This is a genomic window from Streptomyces sp. NBC_00727, assembly GCF_045161745.1.
Taxonomy (GTDB): domain Bacteria; phylum Actinomycetota; class Actinomycetes; order Streptomycetales; family Streptomycetaceae; genus Streptomyces.
In genome coordinates this window covers 6,879,874-6,903,390 of sequence record NZ_CP108981.1, presented here as the reverse complement: position 1 = coordinate 6,903,390, position 23,517 = coordinate 6,879,874, and the positions used below count along the sequence as shown (strand labels likewise).

The window sequence follows — 23,517 nt, the reverse complement described above, 5'->3', positions numbered from 1 at the left end:
TCATTATCTCAATGATTGAGAGATATTACGGTAGGTGTATGCGCACCGCAGACGAAGGCCCGGACAGAGGCACGGACGGCGGGCCCACGGGCCTCCAGTCGTTCGCTGTGCTGCTGCGCCGTATGAACAGCGAGTTCAACCGCATCACGCATGAGTTCGCGCAGGCCCAGGGGCTGCACCCGACGGATGTGCAGGCCCTCGTCGCCATCCTGGACGCGGACCGGAGCCAGGAGGGGCGCGCCATGACGCCGGGGCGGCTGCGCGAGCAGCTGGATCTCACCTCGGGGGCGGTGACGGCGTGTCTGGACCGGCTGGAGCGTGCGGGGCACATCCGTCGGGTGCGGGACGGCGGTGACCGCCGGGTGGTCCATCTTCACTACGCGTCCGCCGCGAAACATGTGGCGCGTGACTTCTTCAAGCCGCTGGCGGCGGGCACGGAGGCGGCGCGCCGGCAGTTCGACGAGGACGAACTACGCGTGGTGATCCGCTTCCTGCGAGTGATGAACGAGGAGCTGGCGCAGCTGCGCCGCACCGAGCCGTGAGCGTAGGACCGGGCCGCCACCGGCCCCTCGTCATTCCGCGGCGGCCTCCGGTCGCGCGAGATCGCGGACGGGGCAGCCGCGGACGCCCGGAGCGGGGTACGTACCGAGCGCGGCCACGTCGTATCCGCCCGGGTAGCCCTTGATCTCCGGGTTCTGCCGTGCGTAGTGCGGAGTGGTGCGCGGTGGCAGCAGGCGTACGGCGCGGGCGCGCAGCCGCAGCGCGCCCCGGGTGATGCCACGGGCCACGGGCGTGGGGCGCTCGTAGCGGAAGGAGCGCAGCAGCGAATCGTCCAGGAGCGCGAGGCTTGCGCCGCGTACGAGCGGGGCGAGAGGTCGCGGGTACCAGGAGGCCATCAGCTCCAGCGTGGCGTCCGAGACCGCACGCGCGCCCTCGTCCCAGCCGAAGTGCGCGTCCTCGTAGGTGTCGAGCGTGCGCTCGAAGTCCTCGTACGTCTGCGGCAGGTCCTTGATGCCCATGTGGGCGCCGAGCGTCCTGTAGTACGCGGCGAAGGCCCGCAGTTCGTGGTCGCACAGCCTGCGCCAGCCGTACGCGTCGAGCCACCGCTTCGGGGTGACGACAAAGGTGCACAGGACGTAGCGCATGTCGTCGTTGCTGATGTCGTAGGCGGCGTGCATGCGGTTGATACGGCGGAGGGCCGTGCGCCCCGGGTGGCTGTCGAAGCCGTGCTCGACGACCGTGTCCAGGAGCAGCGCGGTGTCGTCGTACCGCTTCTGCGAACGGGCCGTCAGTTCCGCCGTCTCGGCGAGGAGTCTGCCGATACTCGGGACGGCGTACGTGCGGTACAGGGCGAGTTCGAGAGCGCGGGTGATGTCCCACGGGAACTCGTACGTCGCGGTGATCCGGTAGATCTCCAGGAAGTCCCGCTCCGGATCGAGGCGTTGGATCTCCTTAAGCCGGTCGTAACGCTTCACCGCACCGTCCCCCTTGTCCAGGTCGAGTGTCCCAGCGTACGTCCGGGGGCAGGACGGTGAGTACGCGCGACGCACGCGCGTCGACGCGTTGACGGAAGGCGGTTCCCCCATGACCGAGATATTCGGTGCTCTGCGCAGAGCCGTGTCCCCGGGCCGCAGAGGCGGTCGTACGGCCGAGGCCGCACCGGCGCCCGTGCGCCGGCAGCACAACCTCTTCGAGGCGGCGGCGGCGTTCGTCGCGGCGTCGGCGGAGGACGACGAGGAGCGGATGGACGAGGCGAGCGGCTGGGTGTCACCGGAGCAGCTGTCGTTCGGCGTCAGTGAGCTGGCCTGCCGGGCGCTGATCGCGCTGGCCCGGGAGCGGGGCGAATCACCGCAGACAGTGGCGCGGGAGCTGCTCGGGGTGTCCCACGCCTGAGCCGGCCGTCACCGAGGCGCACCCCGGCCGGATGGACTGCCTTGTCAGGGCCTCGACGAGGGGGTTACCCACTGGTTAGGGTGCGCCGACGGAAATCATGACGGACGAGGAGGGTGCAGTGGCCGGGACGGACGACACAGTCGCCGACGACGACGCACTGTTTGTGCTGACCGCGATCCTGCTGACACCCGCGCAGTTCCCCAGTGTGCTCGGTGACGACTATCCGGCGGCGTGCGCGGCGCTGGGGCTGGAGCCGTATGCCGAGGGGTACGGGCTGGTCCTCGGCCAGGACGGCGACGGCGCCCGGTGGACCGTAGTCGTCGACGACGTCTCCCTGGTGGCGGTGGCCATCGCGTCCTGGGACTGCGGCATGGAGTACGACCTGTCGCCCGACGACCGCTCGGTGGTCTGCGCGCTCCCCGGCTGGCCGCTCGCCGTCGCCGTAGCCGCGCCCGGGGTGCCCGCGCCGCACGACCCCGGTCCGGAGGCGGTCGGCGAGGACACGGCCCCGCTGACGCCTCCGGACACCGATACGTGGGGACCGGCCCAGCGTCGGCTGGGCGCGGACGCCATCGCCTCGCAGTGGGCGGACTGGCGCGGCCAGATGGACGACGCCGCGTCCGCCCCGACGGGTGCGGAAGCCGCCGGCGACGAGACAGCGGCCGCCGCGAGCAACGGCGACGACGACGGCCATGCCTCACCGGAGGCCGCAGCAGCCGACGGAGCCCCCGACGGCGAACCGCATGCCGCCGACGGCGAACCGCAGGCCCCGCACCCCGGCATCCGGCGGGCCCTCGCCGAAGCGCGCGGCTACCTCGACGATCCGCCGCCGCCCGGCCGCGTCCGGTCCTCCTTCGCGCCCGGGGACGCCCGGATGATCCGGGCCGACGGCCCCGGCTGGTCGATGGTGGCCAGGACCGACGACATCGCCTTCCTGCTCCTGGACGAGGTGCCGGGCGAGATCCTGCCGGTCGGGCGCGGACCGGAACTGCCGGGGCTGCTCACGGGGCTGGACACGCTGGCCGTACGGCCGTCCTGACCGCCGGAGGGATCAGACGCGTTCGAGCGGGCGGTGGGGCTCGGCGGGGAGTTCGACCGTCACCCGGTCACCGGGACCGACCACGCCGCCCGTGACGACGACGCTCATGATCCCGGCCTTGCGGACTATGTTGCCCGCCTCGTCCCGGCCGACGACCTCCTTGAGGAGGCCGCCCCGGAAGTTGTCGATCTGAAGGCACGGATTGCGCAGCCCGGTGACCTCGACGACGGCCTCCGCGCCGAGGTGGAGTCGCGTGCCGACCGGCAGGGCCAGCAGGTCGATGCCGCGCGTGGTCACGTTCTCCCCGAGCTCGCCCGGCGCCACCTCGAAGCCCGCCGTGCTGACCTCGTCGAACAGCTCCTCGTGGATGAGGTGGACCTGGCGCAGGTTCGGCTGGGTGGGGTCCTGGGCGACCCGGGAGCGGTGCTTGACCGTCACCCCCGCGTGCACGTCGCCTTCCACGCCGAGGCCCGCGAGCAGCGTCACGCTGTCGCGGTTCGGCTTGGTGAAGGTGTAGGTCTCGTTCCTGCTGACGGCGGTCACGGTGCCACTCACGGCGGGAGTCCCCTCTCAGCGACCGGCCCTCAGCGGCCGATCTCCTTGCGTGTGATCCTACGGAGCCGTCGGCGCTGGCCCGGGTCCAGGGCGAGATAGGCGAGCGCGGGGACTCCGACGAGCACCAGCAGGGACAGCCAGAACCCGATGAACGGCATCAGGACGACTGCGACGACGACTCCCCCGATGGCTACCTTCGCGCTGTTCGACATCGTCCACGCCTCCTTCGCGGCCTGTGGCCGCCTCTGATGGAGAGAACGCCTGTGCGTCCTCATCGGTTCCTGGTTTCCGCCTACTCGTGCGAGCCGTGTCCGGTCACCGCAGCGGCGCACCGACCTCATGCATATGGGCGAGCGCCTGCCGGTAGGACTCGACGAGTCCGGTCTCCGCGTACGGCAGGCCGAGCTCCTCGCAGTGGGCCTTGACCAGGGGCTGGGCCAGGCGCAGGTGCGGGCGGGGCATGCTCGGGAAAAGGTGGTGTTCGATCTGGTAGTTGAGGCCGCCGAGGAACCAGTCGGTGAGGGCCGCTCCGCGTACGTTGCGCGAAGTGAGGACCTGGCGACGCAGGTGGTCCCAGCGGTCCCCGTCCGGGTCGGGCATCTCCATGCCCTTGTGGTTGGGGGCGAAGGCCATGCCGAGGTGGAGCCCGAAGAGCGCGTGGTGCACCAGGGCGAAGACGATCGCCTTGCCCGGGGACATGACGGTGAGCAGGAGGGTGGCGTAGAGGCCGAGGTGCGCGATGAGCAGGAGGGCGGAGAGGCCGCGCTCGCGCACGGGCTGCTGCTTCAGGTACTGGAACCCGGAGATCTTGAGCGCGATGCCCTCCAGGAGCAGCATCGGGAAGAACAGGCGGGCCTGGTTGCGGGTGAGCCAGCGGGCGAAGCCCTCGCGCTGGGCGGCCTGCTTCTGGGTCCAGACGAGGGCGCCCACGCCGACGTCCGGGTCCTTGTCGACGTGGTTGGGGTTGGCGTGGTGGCGTACGTGCTTGTCGTTCCACCATGCCTCGTTCATGCCGAGCAGCAGGTTGGCGTGGAACAGGCCGATGGCGCGGCTGGCCCGGCGGTTGCCGGATATCTGGGCGTGCCCGGCGTCGTGTCCGACGAACGCGGTGCGGGCCCAGACGAGGGCCAGGGGCAGGGCGAGCAGGAGAACCCACCAGGTGTTGCCCAGGAGGGCCATGCCGGTGACGACGGCTGCCAGGGCGAGCAGGTTGACGGTGATGCCCGCGGCGTACCAGGCGGTGCGCCGTTCGAGGAGCCCTCTCGCCTTGACCGCGCGTAGCAGGGGCGCGAAGTCGCTTCCTGGTTTTCCGGTTCCGTCGCTCGTACGCTCCGCGACGGCAAGGGTGGCCTGGGGCATGATGTCTCCGGTCTCGAATCCGCTCCGACCTCAGAAAACGTACGGTCGGAGAGGGCTAGGGAACCATGGCGCCACCACCCGAGGTGTGGTGGTGCCAGCCCCATGACGTCCCGGGGGTCCTCCTGCACCGGCCGGCAGCACCACGGCCCACCGAGTGGCCCAGATCACAGACCGGAAGGGGCCTTCTTCGCGAGAGTTGAGGTACCCTCGGCGACCTCAGTCGGCTAGTCAAATTTGAGGACTCTGACATCGCTGTGCACAGCCTCCCCTCCCTTTCCTTCTCCGAGATCTCCGCACTGGCCGGCTGTTCCGTGGTCTTCCTGCCGTCGGATCCCTCCCGCACCGGCCGCCTCGCCTTCTGGCACCCCGACGGCAGCAGTCCCCCCGACGGCCCCGGCGAGAACGGCACGCTGACGGTGGCCGACGCCGACGGTCTGCCGTACGAGGTTCCGGCGCGCCTGCTTCCGGTGGGTGACGCGCTGCCCGTGCTGACGCGTGCGCGGGCGTCGGCCGGCGCCTCCGCAGCCGTGGCGTTCTGGGGCGCGGCAGGACTGCTGGCCCTGCAGTTCGCCGCCCGTGGCCTGCTCCTTCCGGGGCTGAGCGCGACGGACCACGACACCTGGCGCTCCGGACCGCTGACCGCGGACGACCGGACGCGCATCCGCACCCTCGCCGCGTCCATGCCGCCCACGGCTCATGCCGTGCCCCTCGACGCGGCGGCCCGGCCGCTGCTCCTGCCCGAACCGGAGCGGCTGGTACGGGCGTTCCTCGACGCTGTCGCCGACTGCCTGCCCCGGACGCCCGCAGCCCCGCTCGCCGCCGGCTCTCCCGCGTTCACCGCTCCGGAGCCGCAGCGTCTGCCCGCCCACCGCGCCTGGGCCGCCGATGTCGCGGCCGGTCACGACGCGGGCGTGCGGCTGTCGTTGCGGGTGGAGGTGACGGGCCTCGACCGGGACGACGAGCCGGGCTCCGGGCCGTCGTTCCGCGTGGTTCCGCAGATCCACAGCGTCAACGACCCGGCCGTGGTCGCCGACGCCGCGGAGATCTGGGCGGGCGGCGGTCCGGCCGCGGCCGCCTTCGGACCGCGGGCCCGGATGGACGCGCTGCTGATGCTGCGCCGTGCCGCACGGGCCTGGCCGACGCTGACCCCCCTGCTGTCGGCGTCCGTGCCCGACGCGGTGGAGCCGGCCGACGAGGAGATCACCGAACTGCTGGGCAGTGCCGCCCGGGCGCTCGCCGCGACGGGGGTCCAGGTCCACTGGCCCAGGGAGCTGACGGCCCGCAAGCTCACGGCGCGCGCGGTGATCGGCCCGGACGGCGAGGAGGAGGACGGCGGCGCGCCCCGGGGCCTTTCGCGTACCGCTTCGGACGCCGCGCCGCTGCTGTCGTCCGACGCCCTGCTGACCTTCAACTGGTGGTTCGCCCTCGGCGACCAGCAGCTCAGCCGGGAGGAGCTGGACCGGCTGGCCGAGGCTGGACGGCCGCTGGTGCGGTTGCGCGACCAGTGGGTGCTCATCGATCCCGACGAGGCGCGGCGGGCCCGGCAGACCCAGGACCGCAAGGTCTCCCCGATCGACGCGCTGGGCGCGGCCCTGACCGGTTCCGCCGAGGTCGACGGGCGACGGGTCGAGGTCCGGGCGACGGGCTGGCTGGAGCGGCTGCGCGAGCGGGTCGCCGATCCCGCCGGCCGGCAGGACGACGGGCCGGCCGTCGGTCAGCCGGCCACGCTCATCGCGACCTTGCGGGACTACCAGCTCCGCGGCCTGAACTGGCTGCACACCATGACCTCGCTCGGCCTCGGCGGTTGCCTCGCCGACGACATGGGGCTCGGCAAGACGATCACCCTGATCGCCCTTCATCTGCACCGCCAGACCGTCGAGGGCGGCGCCGGGCCCACGCTCGTGGTCTGCCCGACCTCGCTGATGGGCAACTGGCAGCGAGAGATCGAGAAGTTCGCCCCGGGCACCCCGGTCCGCCGCTTCCATGGCGCTTCGCGCGGCCTGGAGGACCTGGCGGACGGCGGTTTCGTCCTCACCACATACGGAACGATGCGGCTGGACGCGCCGAAACTCGCCGCCACGCGGTGGGGCATGGTCGTCGCGGACGAGGCACAGCACGTGAAGAACCCGTATTCGGCGACCGCCCGCGCGCTGCGCACCATCGGCGCTGGGGCACGGGTGGCGCTGACCGGCACCCCGGTGGAGAACAACCTCTCCGAGCTGTGGGCGATCCTCGACTGGACGACGCCCGGCCTGCTGGGCCGGCTCGGCACGTTCCGCACCCGGTACGCGCGGGCGGTTGAGGGCGGCGACCCGGTGGCGGCCGAGCGGCTGGGCGCGCTGGTGCGTCCGTTCCTGCTGCGCCGGCGCAAGTCCGACCCCGGCATCGCGCCGGAGCTGCCACCGAAAACGGAGACGGACCGGGCGGTGTCGCTGACGCCGGAACAGGCGGGCCTCTACGAGGCGGTGGTACGGGAGACGCTGGCGGCGATCGCGGAGGCCGACGGGATGGCCCGGCGTGGGCTCGTGGTGAAGCTGCTGACCTCGCTCAAGCAGATCTGCAACCACCCCGCGCAGTACCTCAAGGAGGAGGAGCCGCGCATCGCGGGCCGTTCGGGGAAGCTGGAGCTGCTCGACGAACTGCTCGACACCATGGTGGCGGAGGGGGCCGGGGTCCTCGTGTTCACGCAGTACGTGGCGATGGCGCGGCTGCTGGAGCGGCATCTGGCGGCACGCGGCATCGGCACGCAGTTCCTGCACGGCGGCACACCGGTGGCCGCGCGGGAGGAGATGGTGAACCGGTTCCAGGCGGGCGCGGCACCCGTGTTCCTGCTGTCGCTGAAGGCCGCGGGCACCGGGCTCAACCTGACCCGGGCGGGCCATGTGGTGCACTTCGACCGCTGGTGGAACCCGGCGGTCGAGGCGCAGGCCACCGACCGTGCGTACCGGATCGGGCAGACCCAGCCGGTGCAGGTCCACCGGCTGATCGCCGAGGGGACGATCGAGGACCGGATCGCGGACATGCTGGCCCGCAAGCAGGGGCTCGCGGACGCGGTGCTGGGGTCGGGCGAGAGCGCGCTGACCGAGCTCAGCGACGCGGAGCTGGCCGATCTGGTGGAGCTTCGAGGGGGGACGCGATGAGGGACGGATACGAGGCGGACGACTTCGCCGACAAGGGCGAGGACCGGGAGGACGGGGTGTTCGCTCAGGAGCGCACCTTCGCCGCCCTGCCCCCGGCGCCCGGCCGTGGTTTCGCGGCGTCGTGGTGGGGCAAGGCGTGGCTGAAGGCGCTGGAGGACACCGCTCTGGACCTCCGGCAGCTGAAGGAGGGGCGGCGCGTCGCCCGTGAGGGCCGCGTCGGCGCCGTGTCGGTGCGGCCCGGGCGGATCACCGCGGTGGTCAGCGAGCGGGACGGGAGCACGTACCGCAGCGATGTACTGCTCCAGGAGCTGGACGGGCAGGAGTGGGACAGTTTCCTGGGCATGGCGGTCGAGCGGGCGGGCCACATCGCTGCACTGCTCGACCGCGAGATGCCGCCGCATCTGGTCGAGGACGCGGCGGCGGCCGGGGTCGACCTGCTCCCGGGCATCGGTGACCTGGAGCCGCAGTGCACCTGCGAGGCGTGGGACCACTGCCTGCACACCGCCGCCCTCTGCTACCAGGTCGCCCGGCTGCTCGACCAGGACCCGTTCGTGCTGCTGCTGATGCGGGGGCGCGGCGAGCGGCGGCTGCTGGACGAGCTCCAGGAGCGGATCGCGATGCCGGCCGGGGCGCCGGAAGACGCGGACGGCCCCGAGGAGCGGGCGGCGGAGCCGGAGATTGCCGGCGTGCCGGCGGCACAGGCGTTCGCCATGGGCGGCATCCTGCCCGCGCTGCCGGCCCCGCCGGAGCTTCCCGAGGCACCGGGCGATGCCCCCTCACTCGACACGGAGGCCGACCCCGAGGCGGGCGTGGACCCGACGGCGCTGGAGATGCTGGCGAGGGACGCCGCCGCCCGGGCCCACCGGATGCTGGCGGAGGCGCTGGCACCGGACCACGAACACCGGCCCGTGACCGAGGGGCTGACCGTGCGCCAGGACGCGGTCCGGCTGGCCGCCGACGCCCGTCCGGAGCCGTGGATCGTGAACCGGCTGGCGTCCGGCTCGGGGCGACCGCGCGCCGGCTTCCCGGCCGCCGTCGCCGCCTGGCGGTACGGTGGCGCGACCGCGCTGTCCGTGCTCGACGAGGACCGGGCCCTGGAGGGCGAGGTCCTGGCCCGGGCCAGGACCGGGCTGGCCGAGGCGTGGGAGGAGGACGAGGCACCCCGGCTGCGGGCCGAGCGCAACCGCTGGACGGCCGCGGACGGCGGCCTCCAGCTCCGCTACGGACCCGAAGGCCGCTGGTACCCGTACCGCAGGCAGGACGGTCAGTGGTTCCCGGCGGGTCCGGCCGACGACGACCCGGCGGCCGCCTGGGCGCAGGCGGAAGGCATCTGACGGCGGGTCGACACACGGCCGACGAGCCGTCAGATCCAAGCTGCTGAAAAGGATTTGGGTATCCTCCCATCTTCCGCGACATGCGCGGCGCCCGTACGGTAGGGCCCGCGCACGACTGGGCCGCACTTCGGACAGCGCCTTCCCGTCACCGGACGGGCCGCCCGGTGACCACGCGCGGTACCGCACCATCCGCATCCCCCTGCCCATCCGACCCCCCACAGGAGTACGCATGGAACGCAGAAGAATCCTCCAGGGCGCCGTAGTCGCGGCGGCGGGCGCGCTGATTCCCGCCTCCGTCCGGGCCACCGCGGCGACGACGGGCGCCGTGGACTACCCGGCGGCGCACTGGGTTCCCGCTTCGACGTCCAACTACACGGCGTCCTCGCGCCCGTCGGCGTACCCCGTTGACCACGTCATCATCCATGTCACCCAGGAGACGTTCTCCGAGACGGTGTCCATCTTCCAGAACCCCGCCAAGCAGGTGTCGGCGCACTACGTGGTGCGCTCGGGCGACGGGTACATCGACCAGTGCGTGCGGGAGAAGGACGTCGCCTGGCACGCGGGCAACTGGAACTACAACACGCGCAGCATCGGCATCGAGCACGAGGGGTGGGTGGACCAGCCCGCGTACTTCACCGACTCGATGTACGAACAGTCGGCGCTGCTGACGGCCTCCATCTGCGACCGCTACGACATCCCCAAGGACCGCGCGCACATCCTGGGCCACGTCGAGGTCCCGGGCACCGACCACACCGACCCGGGCCCGCACTGGGACTGGGTCCGCTACATCCGTCTGGTCAACCTCCTCGGCACCGGCTGAGCGACGCTCCCGGCGGGGTGGGGGCCGCTCAGCTCCGCCCCTCCCCCGCGACCGGGCTGCGCACGAAGAGGACGCCCTGCACATCACCGTGGGGCGCGCTGTAGACATGGGGCCGGTCGGCCGTCCACCGTGCGGAGCCCCCGGGCCCGACCGTGCTGAGGTCGCCCGGCCGCCCGACGACGGCGGTGCCCGCCAGCACCATCAGGCTCTCCGACGTACCCGGCACATGCGCCTCCGACTCCTGGACCGCGCCGGCGCGAATGGTCACCCGGAACACATCGGTGACCGCTCCTCCGTCCTCGTACCGCTCCAGCAGTACCGCCGTGACGGCGCTGCCCGAGACGCCTGACCGGTCCCCGGCGGGGGCGCCGCCGGGCAGCGGGTCGCTGAGCACCGCGCTGAGCGGGCGTCCGAGGGCGGTGGTGAGGGCGTAGAGGGTCTCCAGGGTGGGATTGCGGCGGCCGCTCTCCAGCTCCGAGAGCGTGCCCTTGCCGACCCCCGAGCGCCTGGACAGCTCCGAAAGGGACACGTCCATGTCCTGGCGCAGGGCGCGCAGCCTGCGTCCCACGTCTTCGTTCAGCCCCATCGCCGTCCGCCTGCCCGCTGTCGTGGTTGACGGGCACAGGCCCGCGTCCCTAGTGTTCCACAAACAGAACGTTCCGTATACGGAACACTCGGCGGCACCCCGGAAGTGGCTCACCCATGTCCTCGTTGACCCGCATACGTTCGGCCGCACCTCCCTCCGCCGTGGCCGCGGGGCTGATCGCCGTGCTGGTCGGGGTCACCAGTTCGGCGGCGCTGGTGTTCACCGCCGCGAAGGCCGCCGGGGCCGACGCGCGCGAGATCTCGTCCTGGATGCTCGCCCTCGGCATCGGTCTGGCCTGTACGTGTGCGGGTCTGTCACTGCGTCACCGGGCGCCTGTCGTGACCGCGTGGTCGACGCCCGGGGCCGCACTCCTGACGACGGGTCTGACCGGCGTCTCCATGCCGCAGGCCGTCGGCGCCTTCATCTTCTCGGCGCTGCTCATCCTGGTGAGCGGTGTGACGGGGTGGTTCGCCCGGGTCATGAGCCGCATCCCCGTACCGCTGGCCGCCGCTCTGCTCGCCGGGGTGCTGCTGCGATTCGGCACGGGCCTGTTCAGCACCATGCATCACAGCTTCGCGGTCGCCTTCCCGATGTTCGTCGTCTATCTGCTGGGCCGTCGTCTGCTGCCGCGTTACGCGGTGCTGCTGGCGCTGGCCGCGGGGGTGGTGGCCACCCTGTTCACCGGAGGCTGGCATACCGGCCGGGTCCAGCTCTCCCTGGCCACCCCGGTCTTCACCGCGCCGGAGTTCGACTGGAAGGTCCTCGTCAGCGTCGGCGCGCCGCTGTTCGTCGTCACGATGGCCTCGCAGAACCTGCCCGGTGTCGCCGTGCTGCGCGCCTCCGGGTACGAGGTGCCGGTCTCCCCGCTGATGACATGGACCGGCGCGGCCAACGCGGTGCTGGCGCCCTTCGGCGCGTTCGGGCTCAACCTCGCCGCCATCACGGCCGCCATCTGCACGGGTGAGGAGGCGCACCCCGACCGGGACAAGCGCTATCTGGCCGCCGTGTGGGCCGGGTTCTTCTACCTCTGCGTGGGGCTGCTCGGGGCAACCGTCGCCTCGCTCCTCGCTGCCATGCCCCACGAACTCGTCATGGCCGTCGCGGGCATCGGGCTGCTCGCGACGATCGAGTCCTCGCTGGCCTCGGCGCTCTCCGACAAGGAGTCGCGGGAGGCAGCCGTGGTCACCTTCCTCGCCACCGCGTCGGGCGTGACGCTGCTGGGCATCGGCTCCCCGTTCTGGGGGCTGCTGGCCGGCCTCGTCACCAGCGCCATCGCCTCGCCGGGGCGCCCCGGCCGGCCCGGCCCCGAGAAGCCGGCACCGGAGAAACAGCCCCGCGGACTCCCCGTCCGCTGACCGCTCCCGTCGCCCTGCGCGCGCCCGTGTCCCGTCCGTGGAACGCGGTTGCCCCGGGCGTCGGTGGCGGGGTGGGATGGTGGCATGCAGAAAGCGGTATCCCCACCCTCCGCCGAATCCCTGGCGCCCTTCGACCACCTGGACCACCGCTACCGCGGTGAACACCCGTTCCGTACCCTCGCCCTCCTCCTCCGCCCGGACCGCGGCCGCCTGGCTCTCGCCGTCGTCCTCTTCACCGTGAAGCACAGCCCCATATGGCTGCTGCCGCTGATCACCGCGACGGTGCTGGACGTGGTGGTCCAGCACGGTCCGGAGTCCGAACTGTGGAAGGCGACCGGGCTGCTCCTGTTCATCCTGGTCCTCAACTACCCGCTCCACCAGTGGTACGTGCGGTGCCTCGGCGGCAGCATCCGCCGCATGGGCATCACCCTGCGCTCGGCGCTGTGCCGCCGCATGCAGCAGTTGTCCGTCGGCTACCACGCCCGGGTCAGCTCCAGCGTCCTGCAGGCCAAGGTGGTCCGCGACGTCGAAGCCGTGGAGCAGATGGTGCAGCAGAGCGCCGACATGGGGCTCGGCGCCGTCGTGACGCTGGTCGGCGGGCTCGTCGTCATCGGCATCCGGGTGCCGTCCTTCCTGCCCGTCTTCCTGGTGGTCGTCCCCGCCGCCGGGTTCCTCGTGATGAAGCTGCGCGGCCGGCTCCGCAGCCACAACGAGTCCTTCCGCCGCGAGGTCGAGCAGCTGTCCTCCCGCGTGGGCGAGATGACCACCCTCATCCCCATCACCCGCGCCCACGGCCTGGAGCGGACCGCGCTGGGCCGTGTGGACGGCTCGCTGCGGCAGGTGTTCGCCGCCGGGCTCCGCCTGGACATGCTCAACGGCCGCTTCGGGTCGCTGGCCTGGGTCATCCTCAACACGCTCGGCGTGCTCTGCCTCACCGGGTCCGCGCTGGTCGCGTACCACGGCTGGATGCCCGTCACCGCCGGGGACGTCGTCATGCTGAGCGCCTTCTTCACCGTGCTGACCGGCTCGGTGACCACGCTTCTGGGGCTCGCCCCCATCCTCACCAAGGGGCTGGAGTCGGTGCGTTCGGCGGGCGAGGTGCTCCAGGCGCCCGACCTGGAGCACAACGCGGGCAAGGCGCAGGTGGAGCAGGTCACCGGGCGCATCGACTTCGAGGACGTGGCCTTCGCCTACGACGACGCCCAGCCGGCCGTCGACGGGTTCACGCTGTCGGCGCGGCCGGGCGAGACGATCGCCCTGGTCGGAGCCTCGGGCGCGGGCAAGTCGACCGTGCTCAACCTGCTCATCGGGTTCATCCGCCCGACCTCGGGCCGCATCCTGCTCGACGGCACCGACATGGCCGGGCTGGACCTGCGCAGCTACCGCCGGTTCCTGTCGGTCGTGCCGCAGGAGTCGATCCTCTTCGAGGGCAGCATCCGCGACAACGTCACGTACGGTCTGGGGCGCACCGACGAGGCGACCCTGCTGAGCGCGCTGGAGGACGCCAACGCCATGGAGTTCGTCCGCCGGCTCCCCCAGGGCCTGGACACGGTGGTCGGTGAGCGCGGCGCCCGCCTCTCGGGCGGCCAGAAGCAGCGGCTCGCCATCGCCCGGGCGCTGATCCGCGATCCGCGGGTCCTGGTGCTCGACGAGGCGACCTCCGCGCTGGACAACCGCTCGGAGGCGCTGGTGCAGGAGGCGCTGTCCCGGCTCGTGCACGGCCGCACCGTGTTCGTGGTCGCCCACCGCCTCTCCACCATCCAGGGCGCCGACCGCATCGTGGTCATGGAGGGCGGCCGGATCGCGGAGGTCGGTACGCACGAGGAGCTGCTCGGGCGCCACGGGGTGTACGCGGGCCTCCAGCCGGCGTTCCCGTAGCGGCGGAGGGGTCCCGGGCGCCCGGGACCCCTCCGCCGCGGTCACCAGTCGTGGACGGTGCCGTCGCGCAGCCGGTTGACGGGCAGATACGTCTGCTCGTACGGGTGTGCCGCCGCGAGCTCGTCGTCGAGCTCGACGCCGATGCCGGGCGCGTCACCGGGGTGCAGGTGGCCGGCGGTGAAGGTGTAGGCGTGCCGGAACACCTCCTGGGTCAGGGCGTTGTGGCCCGAGTACTCCTGGATGCCGAAGTTGTGGACGGCGAGATCGAGGTGGACGGCCGCGGCCATCCCGACCGGGGAGATGTCCTCGGGACCGTGGATCGCGCTCTTGATCTGGTATTGCGCGGCGAAGTCGAAGAGTTTGCGCAGCGGGGTGACGCCGCCGAAGTGGGTGACCGCGGAGCGCACGTAGTCGATCAGCTGCTCGGTGATCAGCGTCTGGTAGTCGTACACCGTGTTGAAGACCTCGCCGAGCGCGAGGGGCGTGGTGGTGTGCCGGCGCACCAGCCGCAGGGCCTCCTGGTTCTCGGCGGGTGTGCAGTCCTCCAGCCAGAACGGGCGGTACGGCTCCAGGTCCTTGCCGAGGCGAGCCGCCTGAATGGGTGTGAGGCGGTGGTGCGCGTCGTGCAGCAGTGGTGTCTCCGCACCGAACTCCGCTCGTACCGCCTCGAACACCGCGGGGGTGTGCCGCAGGTACGCGTCGGTGTCCCAGTCCTCGACCAGGGGCCGGGTCTGCTGGTGGAGGACGCGTGTGCCCTGTTCGTCGGTGGTGTGCACCCCGTAGACGGCCTTGAGGCCGGGGATGCCCGTCTGGATGCGGACGGCGGGGTAGCCCTCGGCCAGCCGCGCCCGTACGGAGTCGAGGAGCTCGGGAATGTCGCGCCCGTTGGCGTGGCCATAGGTGGCGACACGGTCGCGGGAGGCGCCGCCGAGCAGCTGGTAGAGCGGCAGGCCCGCGGCCTTCGCCTTGATGTCCCACAGTGCTACGTCCACGGCGGCGATGGCGGCCATCGTGACCGGGCCGCGCCGCCAGTACGCTCCCCGGTAGAGGTACTGCCAGGTGTCCTCGATCCGGTGCGGGTCCAGACCGGTCAGCAGGGGCGCCACATGGTCGGTGAGGTAGCTGACGACGGCGAGCTCCCGGCCGTTGAGCGTGGCGTCGCCGAGGCCGGTGATGCCTTCGTCGGTCGTCAGTTTCAGCGTCACGAAGTTGCGGCCGGGGCTGGTGACGACGACCTGCGCGTCGGCGATCCTCATGGTGGCTCTCTTTTCGGGCTGCGGCGCGCGGCAGCCCGTCGCTCCGACCGGGGGCCGCCCGCTGCATAGAGTGGCGTGCGTGATGGTGCGTGAGGATACGGGACGGGCGGACGGGCGCCGGGCGGGGTATGCGGCAGCGGCGGTGGTGTTCGCCATCGGAATGGCCGGCACCACACTGCCGACCCCGCTGTACGGGCTCTACCAGAAGGAGATCGGCTTCTCCGAGCTGATGGTGACCGTGGTCTTCGCCGTGTACGCGGTCGCGGTCATCTCCGTACTCCTGGTGGCGGGCAACTACTCGGACAAGGTGGGCCGCAGACCCGTACTGCTGGCCGCGATGGCGCTGTCCGCCGCGAGTGCGGGCTGCTTCCTGCTGGAGAGCGGGCTGCCCCTGCTCTTCGCCGGACGGGTGCTGTCCGGCGGCGCGGCCGGGCTGCTGAGCGGCGCGGCGACGGCGGCGGTCATCGAACTGGCGCGCCCCGGGCAGCGGGCGCGTGCCGGGTTCGCCGCCACGGCCGCGAACATGGGCGGCCTGGGCTGCGGCCCGCTGCTCTCCGGGGTGCTGGCCGAGTACACACCCTGGCCGCTGTCCCTGCCGTTCTGGGTCCACCTGGGTCTGGTCGCCGTGGCGTGCGTCATCACCTGGCGGCTGGCGGAGACCGTGGCCGAGCCGCGGCGGTGGCCCCGCCTCGAACCGCAGGGTGTACGGGTGCCCGCGGAGGTGAAGGGCGTGTTCCTGCCGGCCGCGCTGGCCGCCTTCGCCGGGTTCGCGCTGCTCGGCCTGTTCACCGCGGTCGCGCCGAGCTTCGCGGCCGAGACGCTGGGCGTGCACAACCTGGCGGTGACGGGCGCGGTGGTGTTCTCGGTGTTCTGCGCCTCGACGATCGGGCAGTCGCTCGCACCGCGTATCGGGGCGCGTCGCGCGCTGCCGATCGGGTGCGCCGTGCTGATCGTCGGGTTGCTGCTGGTGGCGTCGTCGTTGCTCGCGAAGTCGCTGGTGCTGCTCGTGCTCGGCGCGGTCTGCGGAGGCATCGGGCAGGGGCTCGCGTTCCGGGCCGCCCTCACCCTGGTCAGCGAGGCCGCCCCGGCCGAGCACCGGGGCGGCACGATCTCTGCGTTCTTCGTCGTCGCGTACACGGGGATTTCCCTGCCGGTGGTGGGCGTGGGCGCGCTGGCCACCGCGGTGGGGCTGCGTGACGCCGGGCTCGTGTTCACCGGGTGCGTGATGCTTCTGGCCGCCGTCTCGGGGACGTATGCGGCGCTCAGGACACCGACCCGGGGCACGACCGGCGGCAAGTAGCCCATTCGGACGCCGCAGCCGAGGCCGCCCCGGCTGCGGCGTCCGCCATGACCGGAGCTGCCACCGCTGAGGCGTGCCGGTCAGCCGCACTCCTTCCCGTTGAGCGTGAAGGAAGCCGGGTCGGCCGCCGGTGTCCCGTTCGCCTGGAAGCCGAAGGAGACGCTGCCACCCGCGGGGACGGTCCCGTTGTGGCCCGCGTTCGTCACGGTGACCCGGCTGCCGCTCTGTGCGGCGGTCGCGTTCCACGCGTTGCCGATGCTCTCGCCGCCCTGGAAGTCGAAGGCCAGTTGCCAGCCGTCGAGCGGCGTCGACCCGGTGTTCTTCACCGTCACCTCGGCGGTGAAACCTGTGCCCCACGCCTGGCTGACCCGGTAGGAGACAGCACACGCCCCGGGCACGGGGTCGGGCGTGTCCGTCGGATCGGGCGTCGGGGACGGGTCGGGGGTCGTCGTCGGGTCCGGGGTGGTCGTCGGGTCGGGACCGGGGTCCGTGCCGTCCGGCGCACTCCCCCACTGCGGTGCCGAGCCCTCCAGCAGCACCATGTGCGGCGCGTCGACCGGGGTGCCGCCCGGGGTCGTCGCGGAGGAGGGGTAGGACCAGTCGTTCGACGGGTCCCAGGCACCGGCCGAGCTGATCCGGAACTGGACCTCCTTGCGGTACGCGGACTGGCCGGCCGGTGCGATGTCCGTACCGGAGCAGTCCACCGTCGCGTAGTAGACGTCCCCCTCCAGACGCGTGGGTCCGGTCACCTCGCCGCACTGGTTGTAGTTGGTGCTGAAGGTGATGTCGTCGGGTGCGACGCCCGGCTCCAGCGTGAAGTAGTAGCGCACCGAGGCGTCCGTGAGGGCACGGGCCGGCCACGCGGAACGGTTGATCAGGTACGCCTTGACCTCGGTGAAGTTGCTGCCTGACGCGTTCACCGACGCCTGTACGGAGATCTCCGGCCCGTCCGGCTGCTCCGGCTGCGGGAAGCCGGCGAGCGGGGCGCCGCCGTATTCGGCGTAGAGCCGGGCCAGCGCCCCGGTGAAGGCGGCGTTGTAGTCGGTGGCGACCTCGTTGTTGACGTAGTTCGACCGGTCGTCGGTGTACGAGTCGTTGGCGGCGCTCGGGCCGCCCACCAGTGCCCCGTACAGGGTGTGCCGGCTCTCCACGGGGCTGTTGAGCTGGTCGGTCCACGAGCCGTGGGCCGTGCGGTGGTGCGGCTTGGTCGGCGGGTTCTCGCCGAAGCCGACCACGTAACTCGACTTGCGGGGGTTGTCGCCGAGCGCGTAGTCGATCTGGCGCACCGCGAAGTCGTGGTAGCGGGCCTTGCGGGTGGCGTCACCGGTCAGCCAGTCGGAGTAACTCAGGGCCGCGAACGCGGTGTTCGCCGCGTATCTGAGCGACCCCCAGCTGTCCAGCACCGCCTGGCCGCCGGGCGAGTAGGGCACCCGCTGCCCGTTGACGCCGACCGTCCACCAGTCGAGCCAGCGGTTGGCGTCGTCGATGTACTTCTGCTTGCCGGTCAGCTGGGCGAGCAGCACATAGGCCCCGTACGAGGTGTCGTCCCAGGAGAGCGTCCAGCGGTAGGACCGGGTGGTGGTCTGCGGCTCCGTCGAGAGGTTGTCGTAGTACGACTCGGCCTTGGCGAGGTACGTGGCGTCGCCGGTCGCCTTGTACAGCCAGATCGCGCCCCAGACGAGTTCGTCGTTGTACCCGCTCCAGGAGTTGTAGTAACTCTGCGCGTCGGTGATGCAGTCGCTGTACCTGCCGCGGTAGGTGTCCGCGAAGGCGTACAGCTGCTTCGCGTGGGTGATCAGCTTCGCGGCGTACGCGGGGTCGCTCCCGGAGAACACGATCGAGGAGGAGGCCAGGGCCGCCGCCGTCTGGCCGGCCAGGTCGCTGCCGGGGCAGGAGGCGTCGATCTTGTACGCGGGGCGCTCCATCGGCATCACCTCGGCCGGGCCCCACCACTTGTGGTCGTCCGCGCCGTTGCCGACCTGCCCGTAGAGCACATTGGGCGAGGGGTGGGCCTTGAGGAGGTAGTCGTCGACGAAGCGGAGGTTGTTGCGCAGGTACGGCAGCTGGCCGGACGCCTGATAGGCCGCTTCCTGCTCCACGCCACCCCAGGCGAGCATGGTGGCCGAGTACGCCATCGGGAGGCCGAACTTCACATGGTCCCCGGCGTCGTACCAGCCGCCCGTCAGGTCCAGGCCGGCGTCCTTGCCGTCGTCGAGCGCGGAGTCGCCGCGCCAGGAGACGCGGTTGGTGTCGGGCAGCTTCCCGGACTGCTGAGCCTCGTAGAAGAGCACGGACTTCTGTAGTGCCTCGCCGTAGTCGAAGGCCGGGGCGGCCTCGGCTCCCGCCGGCAGCGACAGCGGAAGCAGGAGGCCGGCGCCGACGGCGAGGGCCAGCGCGACGGCTTCCAGGGGGCGGGGTCTGCGGGATCGTCTTCGCAGGGAGGGGAGAGTGAGTAAGCGCAACGGAACTGTCCCTTCGTCACGTCGGTGGGGGGTGCTGGCCGCATGCGGGGGGGGGACCCAGGCAAGTGTGGGAGCGCTCCCAAAGGCGTTGCTCATGAAGCCAGGTGACGGCAGAGCTGTCAACGGTTGCGGCACAACACCTTTGGCGGAACGGGCGCCCGTAAACCCCCGGGACGGTCTTCGAATGCCGGTCTTCAGTTGCCGGTCTTCAGATTCCGGGAATGTCGCCGGCTTCGCCCGAGGCGGCCTCGTTGAGGGCGAACCAGGCGGTCTTCCCCTCGGGCTCGGGCCGTACGCCCCACTGGTCGGCGAGGATGTCCAGCAGAAGCAGGCCGCGGCCCGAGGACGCGAGCTCGCCCGGGGTGCGCTGGTGGGGCAGTTCGTCGCCGCGGTCCATGACCTCGACGAGCAGCCGCCGGGTGCCGGTCTCGCCGGACACGGTGGCGTTGAGGGTGCCGTCCTGGTCGGTGTGCACGAGGACGTTGCCGAGGAGTTCGGTCGCCAGGAGTACGGCGGTGTCGATCTGGTCCGGGCGCGCCCAGTCGTGCAGCAGCGCCTTCAGCTCCGCGCGGGCCTCGGCCAGGCCCTCGCCCTGGTCCTGGCCGACGGTGAGCATCAGCTGGCGCTGGCTGATCTCGGCGCGGGCGTGGACTGCGTCGCGGCGCAGCAGCAGGAGGGCGATGTCGTCGCCGTCCCGCGCGACGGCGTCCCGTGCGCCGGGGCCGGGGCTGAGGACGGCCGCCATGAGCCGGTCGGCCATGCCCTCCAGGTCGTCGGTGGGGCCGGGCGAGAACGCGTCGCGCACCCGCACCCAGCCGGTGTACATGTCGTGGCCGCCGTTCTCGATGAACCCGTCGGTGCACAGCATGAGGATCTCGCCCTCGTGGAGGCGCACGGTGTCGACGGGGTAGTCCTCCTCGCCGGGCATCAGTCCGAGCGGCAGCCCGCCGCTGACGTGCTTGAGGACGCAGGTGCCGTCCGGCATGCGCAGGACGGGGTGCGGGTGTCCGGCGCGCGCGATGTGCAGGTCGCCGGTGGAGGGGTCGGCCTCGATGTAGAGGCAGGTCGCGAAGCGGTCCTCGTCGAGGGTGGTCAGGAAGCGGGAGGCCCGTGCAAGAACGGCGTCCGGGCCGTGGCCCTCGGCGGCGTACGCGTGCACGGCGGTACGCAGCTGGGCCATAAGCCCGGCGGCGTGCACGTCGTGCCCCTGGACGTCACCTATGACGACGGCCATCCGGCCGTTCGGCAGGTCGATGCTGTCGTACCAGTCCCCGCCGACCATGAGACCGCCGCCGGTCGGCACATAGCGGGTGGCGACGCTCAGTCCGGTCAGGACCGCGCCCGCGGTGTGCATGCTGCGGCGCAGACCGCGGGAGAGTTCCAGTTCGGCGCGGCTGGCGCGGGCCCGTTCGAGCACCTGGGTGATCATGCGCCCGGTGACGGTGAGCAGGGCGCGCTCGCTCGCCGTGAAGTCCATGGTCGTACGGAAGGCGGCCAGCCAGACCCCGACGACCCGGCCGGCGGTCACCAGGGGCAGGAAGGCCCAGGACTCGCGGCCCTTGCGGGCGGACATGTGCCACGTCGCCGGGAAGCGCCTGCGGTACTCCTCCGTGGAGCCGAGGTAGACGGCGCGCCCGGTCCTCGCCACCTCGGCGGCCGGGTAGCCGGTGTTCATTGGCATGCGGAAGCCGCGGCTCGCGCCGCCGGGCCGGAATCCGTACTGTCCGAGCGCGGCGAGGTTGCCGTCGGCGACGCCGAACACGCACTGGCCGTCCAGCGGGAAGTCCGGGGCGTACAGGCCGGCGACCAGCCGCAGTGCCTCGTCGAGGGTGTCGGCGGCGGCCACCGCGTGTCCGGCCGAGAGCAGCAGGGAGTCGCGGCGCCGGGCCTCTTCCGGCGTGCCGCCTGCCCGGGTCCCGTTCTCCGGTCCCGGGGGCACCGCGGGGTCCGAACCGGCCGCCTGCATCCGGTTCAGCGCCTCGATCTGGTCCAGCTCGGCCTCGAACGCGTCGGTCGGTGGCTCATGCCGTTCACCACCCATCCGGCTTCCCTTCGTCCCGAAGTCGTCGGCGACTGTTCGTTCCATGCTCCGACGGGAGAGCCGGGTCCGCAGTGCGAGACGTCGGCGAACAGCCGCCCGGGTGTGCCGGACGGTGGAAGGGAGGGCCGTCCGCGCGGGCCGGTCCGGGGTCACCGGCGGCTCGGCGGAGGTCGGGCGCAGGCCCTGACAGGGGGCTTCGGGGATTACCGGTAAGCCGCTGACCTGCGGATATCACTGAAGTCCACGGCCTGGTCGGCCTCGCGCATGGTCTCTTCAGCCACCTGGCGCACCTCGGCCATCACATCGCCGTGTTCCTCCACGAGACCGGCGTAGATCGGTGCATCGGAACTGTCTGCGAAACTCACGTCGAACTGCCTCAATCGGTCGTGTCTGCCGTCGTCCGGCCGGAAACAGGGGCCGATTCTACGCAGGTCCGATGCCGGGTCCGCACGGGGCCCGGAGTTTGACCTCAAGTCCGCTTGAGCTTCTAGCGTTCTGTTCCGCACCCCGGTCCCGCACCGGCCGCCGGGGCCGTACCGATCCGTCCTGCCCCCGGAGGCACCGCATGAGCATGGAAGTCACCGCCTGGTCGTCGCTGCACAGCGCGATCAACGCGCAAGCGGACCGCAGACCGTTCTCCCGGGCCACCGTGCGCCGGATCGCCTCATTCGCCCGGCCGCGCCGCCGGCAGCTCTACCGGTTCCTGCTGCTCAGTGTGGTCACGGCGCTGCTGGCCGTGGCGACGCCGATGCTGGCGGGGCGGGTGGTCGACGCGATCGTGCAGGGCAAGGAGAGTGGCACCGTCGTGCGGCTGGCCCTGCTGATCGCGGTGATCGCCGTGGCGGAGGCCGCCCTCGGACTCCTCACCCGGCTGCTGTCGGCGACGCTCGGCGAGGGGCTGATCCTGGACCTGCGCACGGCGGTCTTCGACCACGTCCAGCGAATGCCGGTCGCCTTCTTCACCCGGACCCGGACCGGGGCGCTGGTGAGCCGGCTCAACAACGATGTCATCGGTGCGCAGCGGGCTTTCAGCAACACCCTGTCCGGGGTGGTCTCCAACGTGGTGACGCTCCTGCTGACGCTCGTGGTGATGCTGACCATCTCCTGGCAGATCACCCTGCTCGCGCTGGTGCTGCTGCCGGTGTTCGTCGTGCCGGCCCGGCGGATGGGCTCACGCATGGCGCGGATGCAGCGCGAGGCCGCCACGCACAACGCGGCGATGAGCACGCAGATGACCGAGCGGTTCTCGGCGCCGGGCGCCACGCTGGTGAAGCTCTTCGGCCGGCCCGCGGACGAGTCCGCCGAGTTCGCGGCGCGGGCCGGACGGGTACGCGACATCGGCATCCGTACGGCGATGGCGCAGTCCACGTTCATCACGGCGCTGACCCTGGTGTCCGCGCTGGCCCTGGCTCTCGTCTACGGCCTGGGCGGCTACTACGCCCTGCGCGGCAGCCTGGAGCCGGGCGCGGTCGTGACGCTGGCCCTGCTGCTCACCCGGCTCTACGCCCCGCTGACGGCGCTCGCCGGTGCCCGGGTCGAGGTGATGAGCGCGCTGGTGAGCTTCGAGCGGGTCTTCGAGATCCTGGACCTGAAGCCGCTGATCGCCCAGAAGCCGGACGCCCGCACCGTGCCCGAGGGGCCGGTGTCCGTGGAGTTCGACGGGGTCTCCTTCGCCTACCCGTCCGCCGACAAGGTCTCGCTGGCCTCGCTGGAGGAGGTCGCGACGCTGGACTCCCGGGGCGGTACGCGGGTGCTGCACGACGTCTCCTTCCGGGCCGAGCCGGGCCGGATGGTCGCCCTGGTCGGTTCGTCGGGCGCCGGCAAGTCGACGATCGCCCAACTGCTGCCCCGGCTCTACGACACCGACGAGGGCGCGGTACGGCTGAACGGCGTCGACGTACGCGATCTGACCGCCGAGTCGATCCGCGAGACTCTCGGCATGGTCACCCAGGACGGACACCTCTTCCACGATTCGGTGCGCGCCAACCTCCTGCTGGCGAGGCCCGGCGCGTCGGAGGACGACATCTGGGACGCTCTGCGGCGCTCCCGGCTCGACGGTCTGGTGGCCTCGCTGCCCGACGGGCTCGACACGGTCGTGGGCGAGCGCGGCTACCGGCTGTCCGGCGGTGAACGCCAGCGGCTGACGATCGCCCGGCTGCTCCTGGCCCGGCAGCGGGTGGTCATCCTGGACGAGGCCACCGCGCACCTGGACTCCACGTCCGAGGCGGCCGTGCAGGAGGCCCTGGCCGAGGCGCTGGAGGGGCGCACCGCCGTCGTGATCGCGCACCGGCTGTCGACGGTCCGGGCCGCCGATCTGATCCTGGTCGTCGAGGAGGGCCGGGTGGTGGAACGGGGCACGCACACCGGACTGCTGGCGGCGGGCGGGCGGTACGAAGAGTTGTACCGGACCCAGTTCGCCTCACCGGACTCGCCGGACTCGCCGGAGGAGCGGCAGGAACCCGTGGGGTCCGCCTGACGCGAGTGCCCCCGGTCCGCAGC

19 protein-coding genes are annotated in these 23,517 nt (G+C 71.9%); 10 read left to right on the top strand and 9 right to left on the bottom strand.

Annotated elements, in window-relative coordinates:
• Positions 1 to 38 precede the first annotated feature (38 nt).
• Complete coding sequence (locus OG242_RS31065; protein ID WP_405901324.1) at positions 39 to 542, top strand: MarR family winged helix-turn-helix transcriptional regulator; 504 nt, start codon at positions 39 to 41, stop codon at positions 540 to 542.
• Between the two features lie 30 nt (positions 543 to 572).
• Here the strand turns inward: OG242_RS31065 and OG242_RS31060 are convergent, their stop codons facing one another.
• Positions 573 to 1,475, bottom strand: coding sequence for an oxygenase MpaB family protein (locus OG242_RS31060; protein ID WP_405901323.1), 903 nt, complete (start codon positions 1,473 to 1,475; stop codon positions 573 to 575).
• 109 nt (positions 1,476 to 1,584) lie between these two features.
• Between OG242_RS31060 and OG242_RS31055 the strand changes: the two genes are divergently transcribed.
• Positions 1,585 to 1,893 carry a hypothetical protein gene (locus OG242_RS31055; protein ID WP_405901322.1) on the top strand — a complete coding sequence of 103 codons (309 nt, stop codon included), beginning with the start codon at positions 1,585 to 1,587 and terminating at the stop codon, positions 1,891 to 1,893.
• Between the two features lie 118 nt (positions 1,894 to 2,011).
• Positions 2,012 to 2,932, top strand: a complete 921-nt coding sequence (locus OG242_RS31050) for a hypothetical protein (RefSeq protein WP_405901773.1) — start codon at positions 2,012 to 2,014, stop codon at positions 2,930 to 2,932.
• 12 nt (positions 2,933 to 2,944) lie between these two features.
• On the opposite strand, the gene OG242_RS31045 is transcribed toward OG242_RS31050, so the two are convergent.
• The 3 genes from OG242_RS31045 to OG242_RS31035 form a co-directional block, all read right to left on the bottom strand.
• The gene (locus OG242_RS31045; RefSeq protein WP_405901321.1) at positions 2,945 to 3,487 is read right to left on the bottom strand and encodes an MOSC domain-containing protein; all 543 of its coding nucleotides are present in this window, start codon (positions 3,485 to 3,487) and stop codon (positions 2,945 to 2,947) included.
• A gap of 29 nt (positions 3,488 to 3,516) precedes the next feature.
• A complete protein-coding gene (locus OG242_RS31040) occupies positions 3,517 to 3,699 on the bottom strand; it encodes a hypothetical protein (RefSeq protein WP_018523268.1) in 183 nt (60 codons plus the stop codon).
• A gap of 103 nt (positions 3,700 to 3,802) precedes the next feature.
• Complete coding sequence (locus OG242_RS31035) at positions 3,803 to 4,846, bottom strand: fatty acid desaturase family protein (RefSeq protein ID WP_405901320.1); 1,044 nt, start codon at positions 4,844 to 4,846, stop codon at positions 3,803 to 3,805.
• Between the two features lie 254 nt (positions 4,847 to 5,100).
• Between OG242_RS31035 and OG242_RS31030 the strand changes: the two genes are divergently transcribed.
• From OG242_RS31030 to OG242_RS31020, 3 genes are all read left to right on the top strand, one after another.
• Positions 5,101 to 7,986, top strand: coding sequence for a DEAD/DEAH box helicase (locus OG242_RS31030; protein WP_405901319.1), 2,886 nt, complete (start codon positions 5,101 to 5,103; stop codon positions 7,984 to 7,986).
• Positions 7,983 to 9,320: an SWF or SNF family helicase gene (locus OG242_RS31025; protein ID WP_405901318.1), complete on the top strand. Its 1,338-nt coding sequence runs from the start codon at positions 7,983 to 7,985 to the stop codon at positions 9,318 to 9,320. The genes OG242_RS31030 and OG242_RS31025 overlap by 4 nt, the downstream gene beginning before the upstream one ends.
• Before the next feature lie 229 nt (positions 9,321 to 9,549).
• Positions 9,550 to 10,140 (top strand): N-acetylmuramoyl-L-alanine amidase, encoded by a 591-nt coding sequence (locus tag OG242_RS31020; protein ID WP_405901317.1) that lies wholly within the window; start codon positions 9,550 to 9,552, stop codon positions 10,138 to 10,140.
• A 28-nt stretch (positions 10,141 to 10,168) separates the two neighbouring features.
• On the opposite strand, the gene OG242_RS31015 is transcribed toward OG242_RS31020, so the two are convergent.
• Positions 10,169 to 10,726 carry a helix-turn-helix domain-containing protein gene (locus OG242_RS31015; RefSeq protein ID WP_405901316.1) on the bottom strand — a complete coding sequence of 186 codons (558 nt, stop codon included), beginning with the start codon at positions 10,724 to 10,726 and terminating at the stop codon, positions 10,169 to 10,171.
• 116 nt (positions 10,727 to 10,842) lie between these two features.
• On the opposite strand from OG242_RS31015, the gene OG242_RS31010 reads away from it, so the two are divergent.
• Both OG242_RS31010 and OG242_RS31005 read left to right on the top strand, forming a co-directional pair.
• A complete protein-coding gene (locus OG242_RS31010) occupies positions 10,843 to 12,081 on the top strand; it encodes a benzoate/H(+) symporter BenE family transporter (RefSeq protein WP_405901315.1) in 1,239 nt (412 codons plus the stop codon).
• Positions 12,082 to 12,165: 84 nt separating this feature from the next.
• Positions 12,166 to 13,959 (top strand): ABC transporter ATP-binding protein, encoded by a 1,794-nt coding sequence (locus OG242_RS31005; RefSeq protein WP_405901314.1) that lies wholly within the window; start codon positions 12,166 to 12,168, stop codon positions 13,957 to 13,959.
• A gap of 41 nt (positions 13,960 to 14,000) precedes the next feature.
• On the opposite strand, the gene manD is transcribed toward OG242_RS31005, so the two are convergent.
• Positions 14,001 to 15,215: a D-mannonate dehydratase ManD gene (gene manD, locus OG242_RS31000; RefSeq protein ID WP_405901313.1), complete on the bottom strand. Its 1,215-nt coding sequence runs from the start codon at positions 15,213 to 15,215 to the stop codon at positions 14,001 to 14,003.
• 82 nt (positions 15,216 to 15,297) lie between these two features.
• Here manD and OG242_RS30995 point away from each other — a divergent pair, with 82 nt between their 5' ends.
• The gene (locus OG242_RS30995; RefSeq protein ID WP_405901772.1) at positions 15,298 to 16,515 is read left to right on the top strand and encodes an MFS transporter; all 1,218 of its coding nucleotides are present in this window, start codon (positions 15,298 to 15,300) and stop codon (positions 16,513 to 16,515) included.
• Positions 16,516 to 16,595: 80 nt separating this feature from the next.
• Here the strand turns inward: OG242_RS30995 and OG242_RS30990 are convergent, their stop codons facing one another.
• The 3 genes from OG242_RS30990 to OG242_RS30980 form a co-directional block, all read right to left on the bottom strand.
• Complete coding sequence (locus tag OG242_RS30990) at positions 16,596 to 18,977, bottom strand: glycoside hydrolase family 9 protein (RefSeq protein ID WP_405901312.1); 2,382 nt, start codon at positions 18,975 to 18,977, stop codon at positions 16,596 to 16,598.
• A gap of 208 nt (positions 18,978 to 19,185) precedes the next feature.
• Positions 19,186 to 21,018 (bottom strand): SpoIIE family protein phosphatase, encoded by a 1,833-nt coding sequence (locus tag OG242_RS30985; protein ID WP_405901771.1) that lies wholly within the window; start codon positions 21,016 to 21,018, stop codon positions 19,186 to 19,188.
• Between the two features lie 203 nt (positions 21,019 to 21,221).
• Positions 21,222 to 21,383 (bottom strand): hypothetical protein, encoded by a 162-nt coding sequence (locus OG242_RS30980; protein WP_405901790.1) that lies wholly within the window; start codon positions 21,381 to 21,383, stop codon positions 21,222 to 21,224.
• A 200-nt stretch (positions 21,384 to 21,583) separates the two neighbouring features.
• Between OG242_RS30980 and OG242_RS30975 the strand changes: the two genes are divergently transcribed.
• A complete protein-coding gene (locus OG242_RS30975; RefSeq protein WP_405901311.1) occupies positions 21,584 to 23,494 on the top strand; it encodes an ABC transporter ATP-binding protein in 1,911 nt (636 codons plus the stop codon).
• The last annotated feature ends 23 nt before the right edge of the window (positions 23,495 to 23,517 follow it).

What these genes read in the sequence shown, in the direction of transcription:
- OG242_RS31065 (WP_405901324.1), top strand. Translation starts at nt 39, where the DNA reads ATGCGCACCGCAGACGAAGGCCCGGACAGAGGCACGGACGGCGGGCCC.
- OG242_RS31055 (WP_405901322.1), top strand. Translation starts at nt 1,585, where the DNA reads ATGACCGAGATATTCGGTGCTCTGCGCAGAGCCGTGTCCCCGGGCCGC.
- OG242_RS31040 (WP_018523268.1), bottom strand. Translation starts at nt 3,699, where the DNA reads ATGTCGAACAGCGCGAAGGTAGCCATCGGGGGAGTCGTCGTCGCAGTC.
- OG242_RS31035 (WP_405901320.1), bottom strand. Translation starts at nt 4,846, where the DNA reads ATGCCCCAGGCCACCCTTGCCGTCGCGGAGCGTACGAGCGACGGAACC.
- OG242_RS31025 (WP_405901318.1), top strand. Translation starts at nt 7,983, where the DNA reads ATGAGGGACGGATACGAGGCGGACGACTTCGCCGACAAGGGCGAGGAC.
- OG242_RS31020 (WP_405901317.1), top strand. Translation starts at nt 9,550, where the DNA reads ATGGAACGCAGAAGAATCCTCCAGGGCGCCGTAGTCGCGGCGGCGGGC.
- OG242_RS31015 (WP_405901316.1), bottom strand. Translation starts at nt 10,726, where the DNA reads ATGGGGCTGAACGAAGACGTGGGACGCAGGCTGCGCGCCCTGCGCCAG.
- OG242_RS31010 (WP_405901315.1), top strand. Translation starts at nt 10,843, where the DNA reads ATGTCCTCGTTGACCCGCATACGTTCGGCCGCACCTCCCTCCGCCGTG.
- OG242_RS31005 (WP_405901314.1), top strand. Translation starts at nt 12,166, where the DNA reads ATGCAGAAAGCGGTATCCCCACCCTCCGCCGAATCCCTGGCGCCCTTC.
- manD (WP_405901313.1), bottom strand. Translation starts at nt 15,215, where the DNA reads ATGAGGATCGCCGACGCGCAGGTCGTCGTCACCAGCCCCGGCCGCAAC.
- OG242_RS30995 (WP_405901772.1), top strand. Translation starts at nt 15,298, where the DNA reads ATGGTGCGTGAGGATACGGGACGGGCGGACGGGCGCCGGGCGGGGTAT.
- OG242_RS30985 (WP_405901771.1), bottom strand. Translation starts at nt 21,018, where the DNA reads ATGGGTGGTGAACGGCATGAGCCACCGACCGACGCGTTCGAGGCCGAG.
- OG242_RS30975 (WP_405901311.1), top strand. Translation starts at nt 21,584, where the DNA reads ATGAGCATGGAAGTCACCGCCTGGTCGTCGCTGCACAGCGCGATCAAC.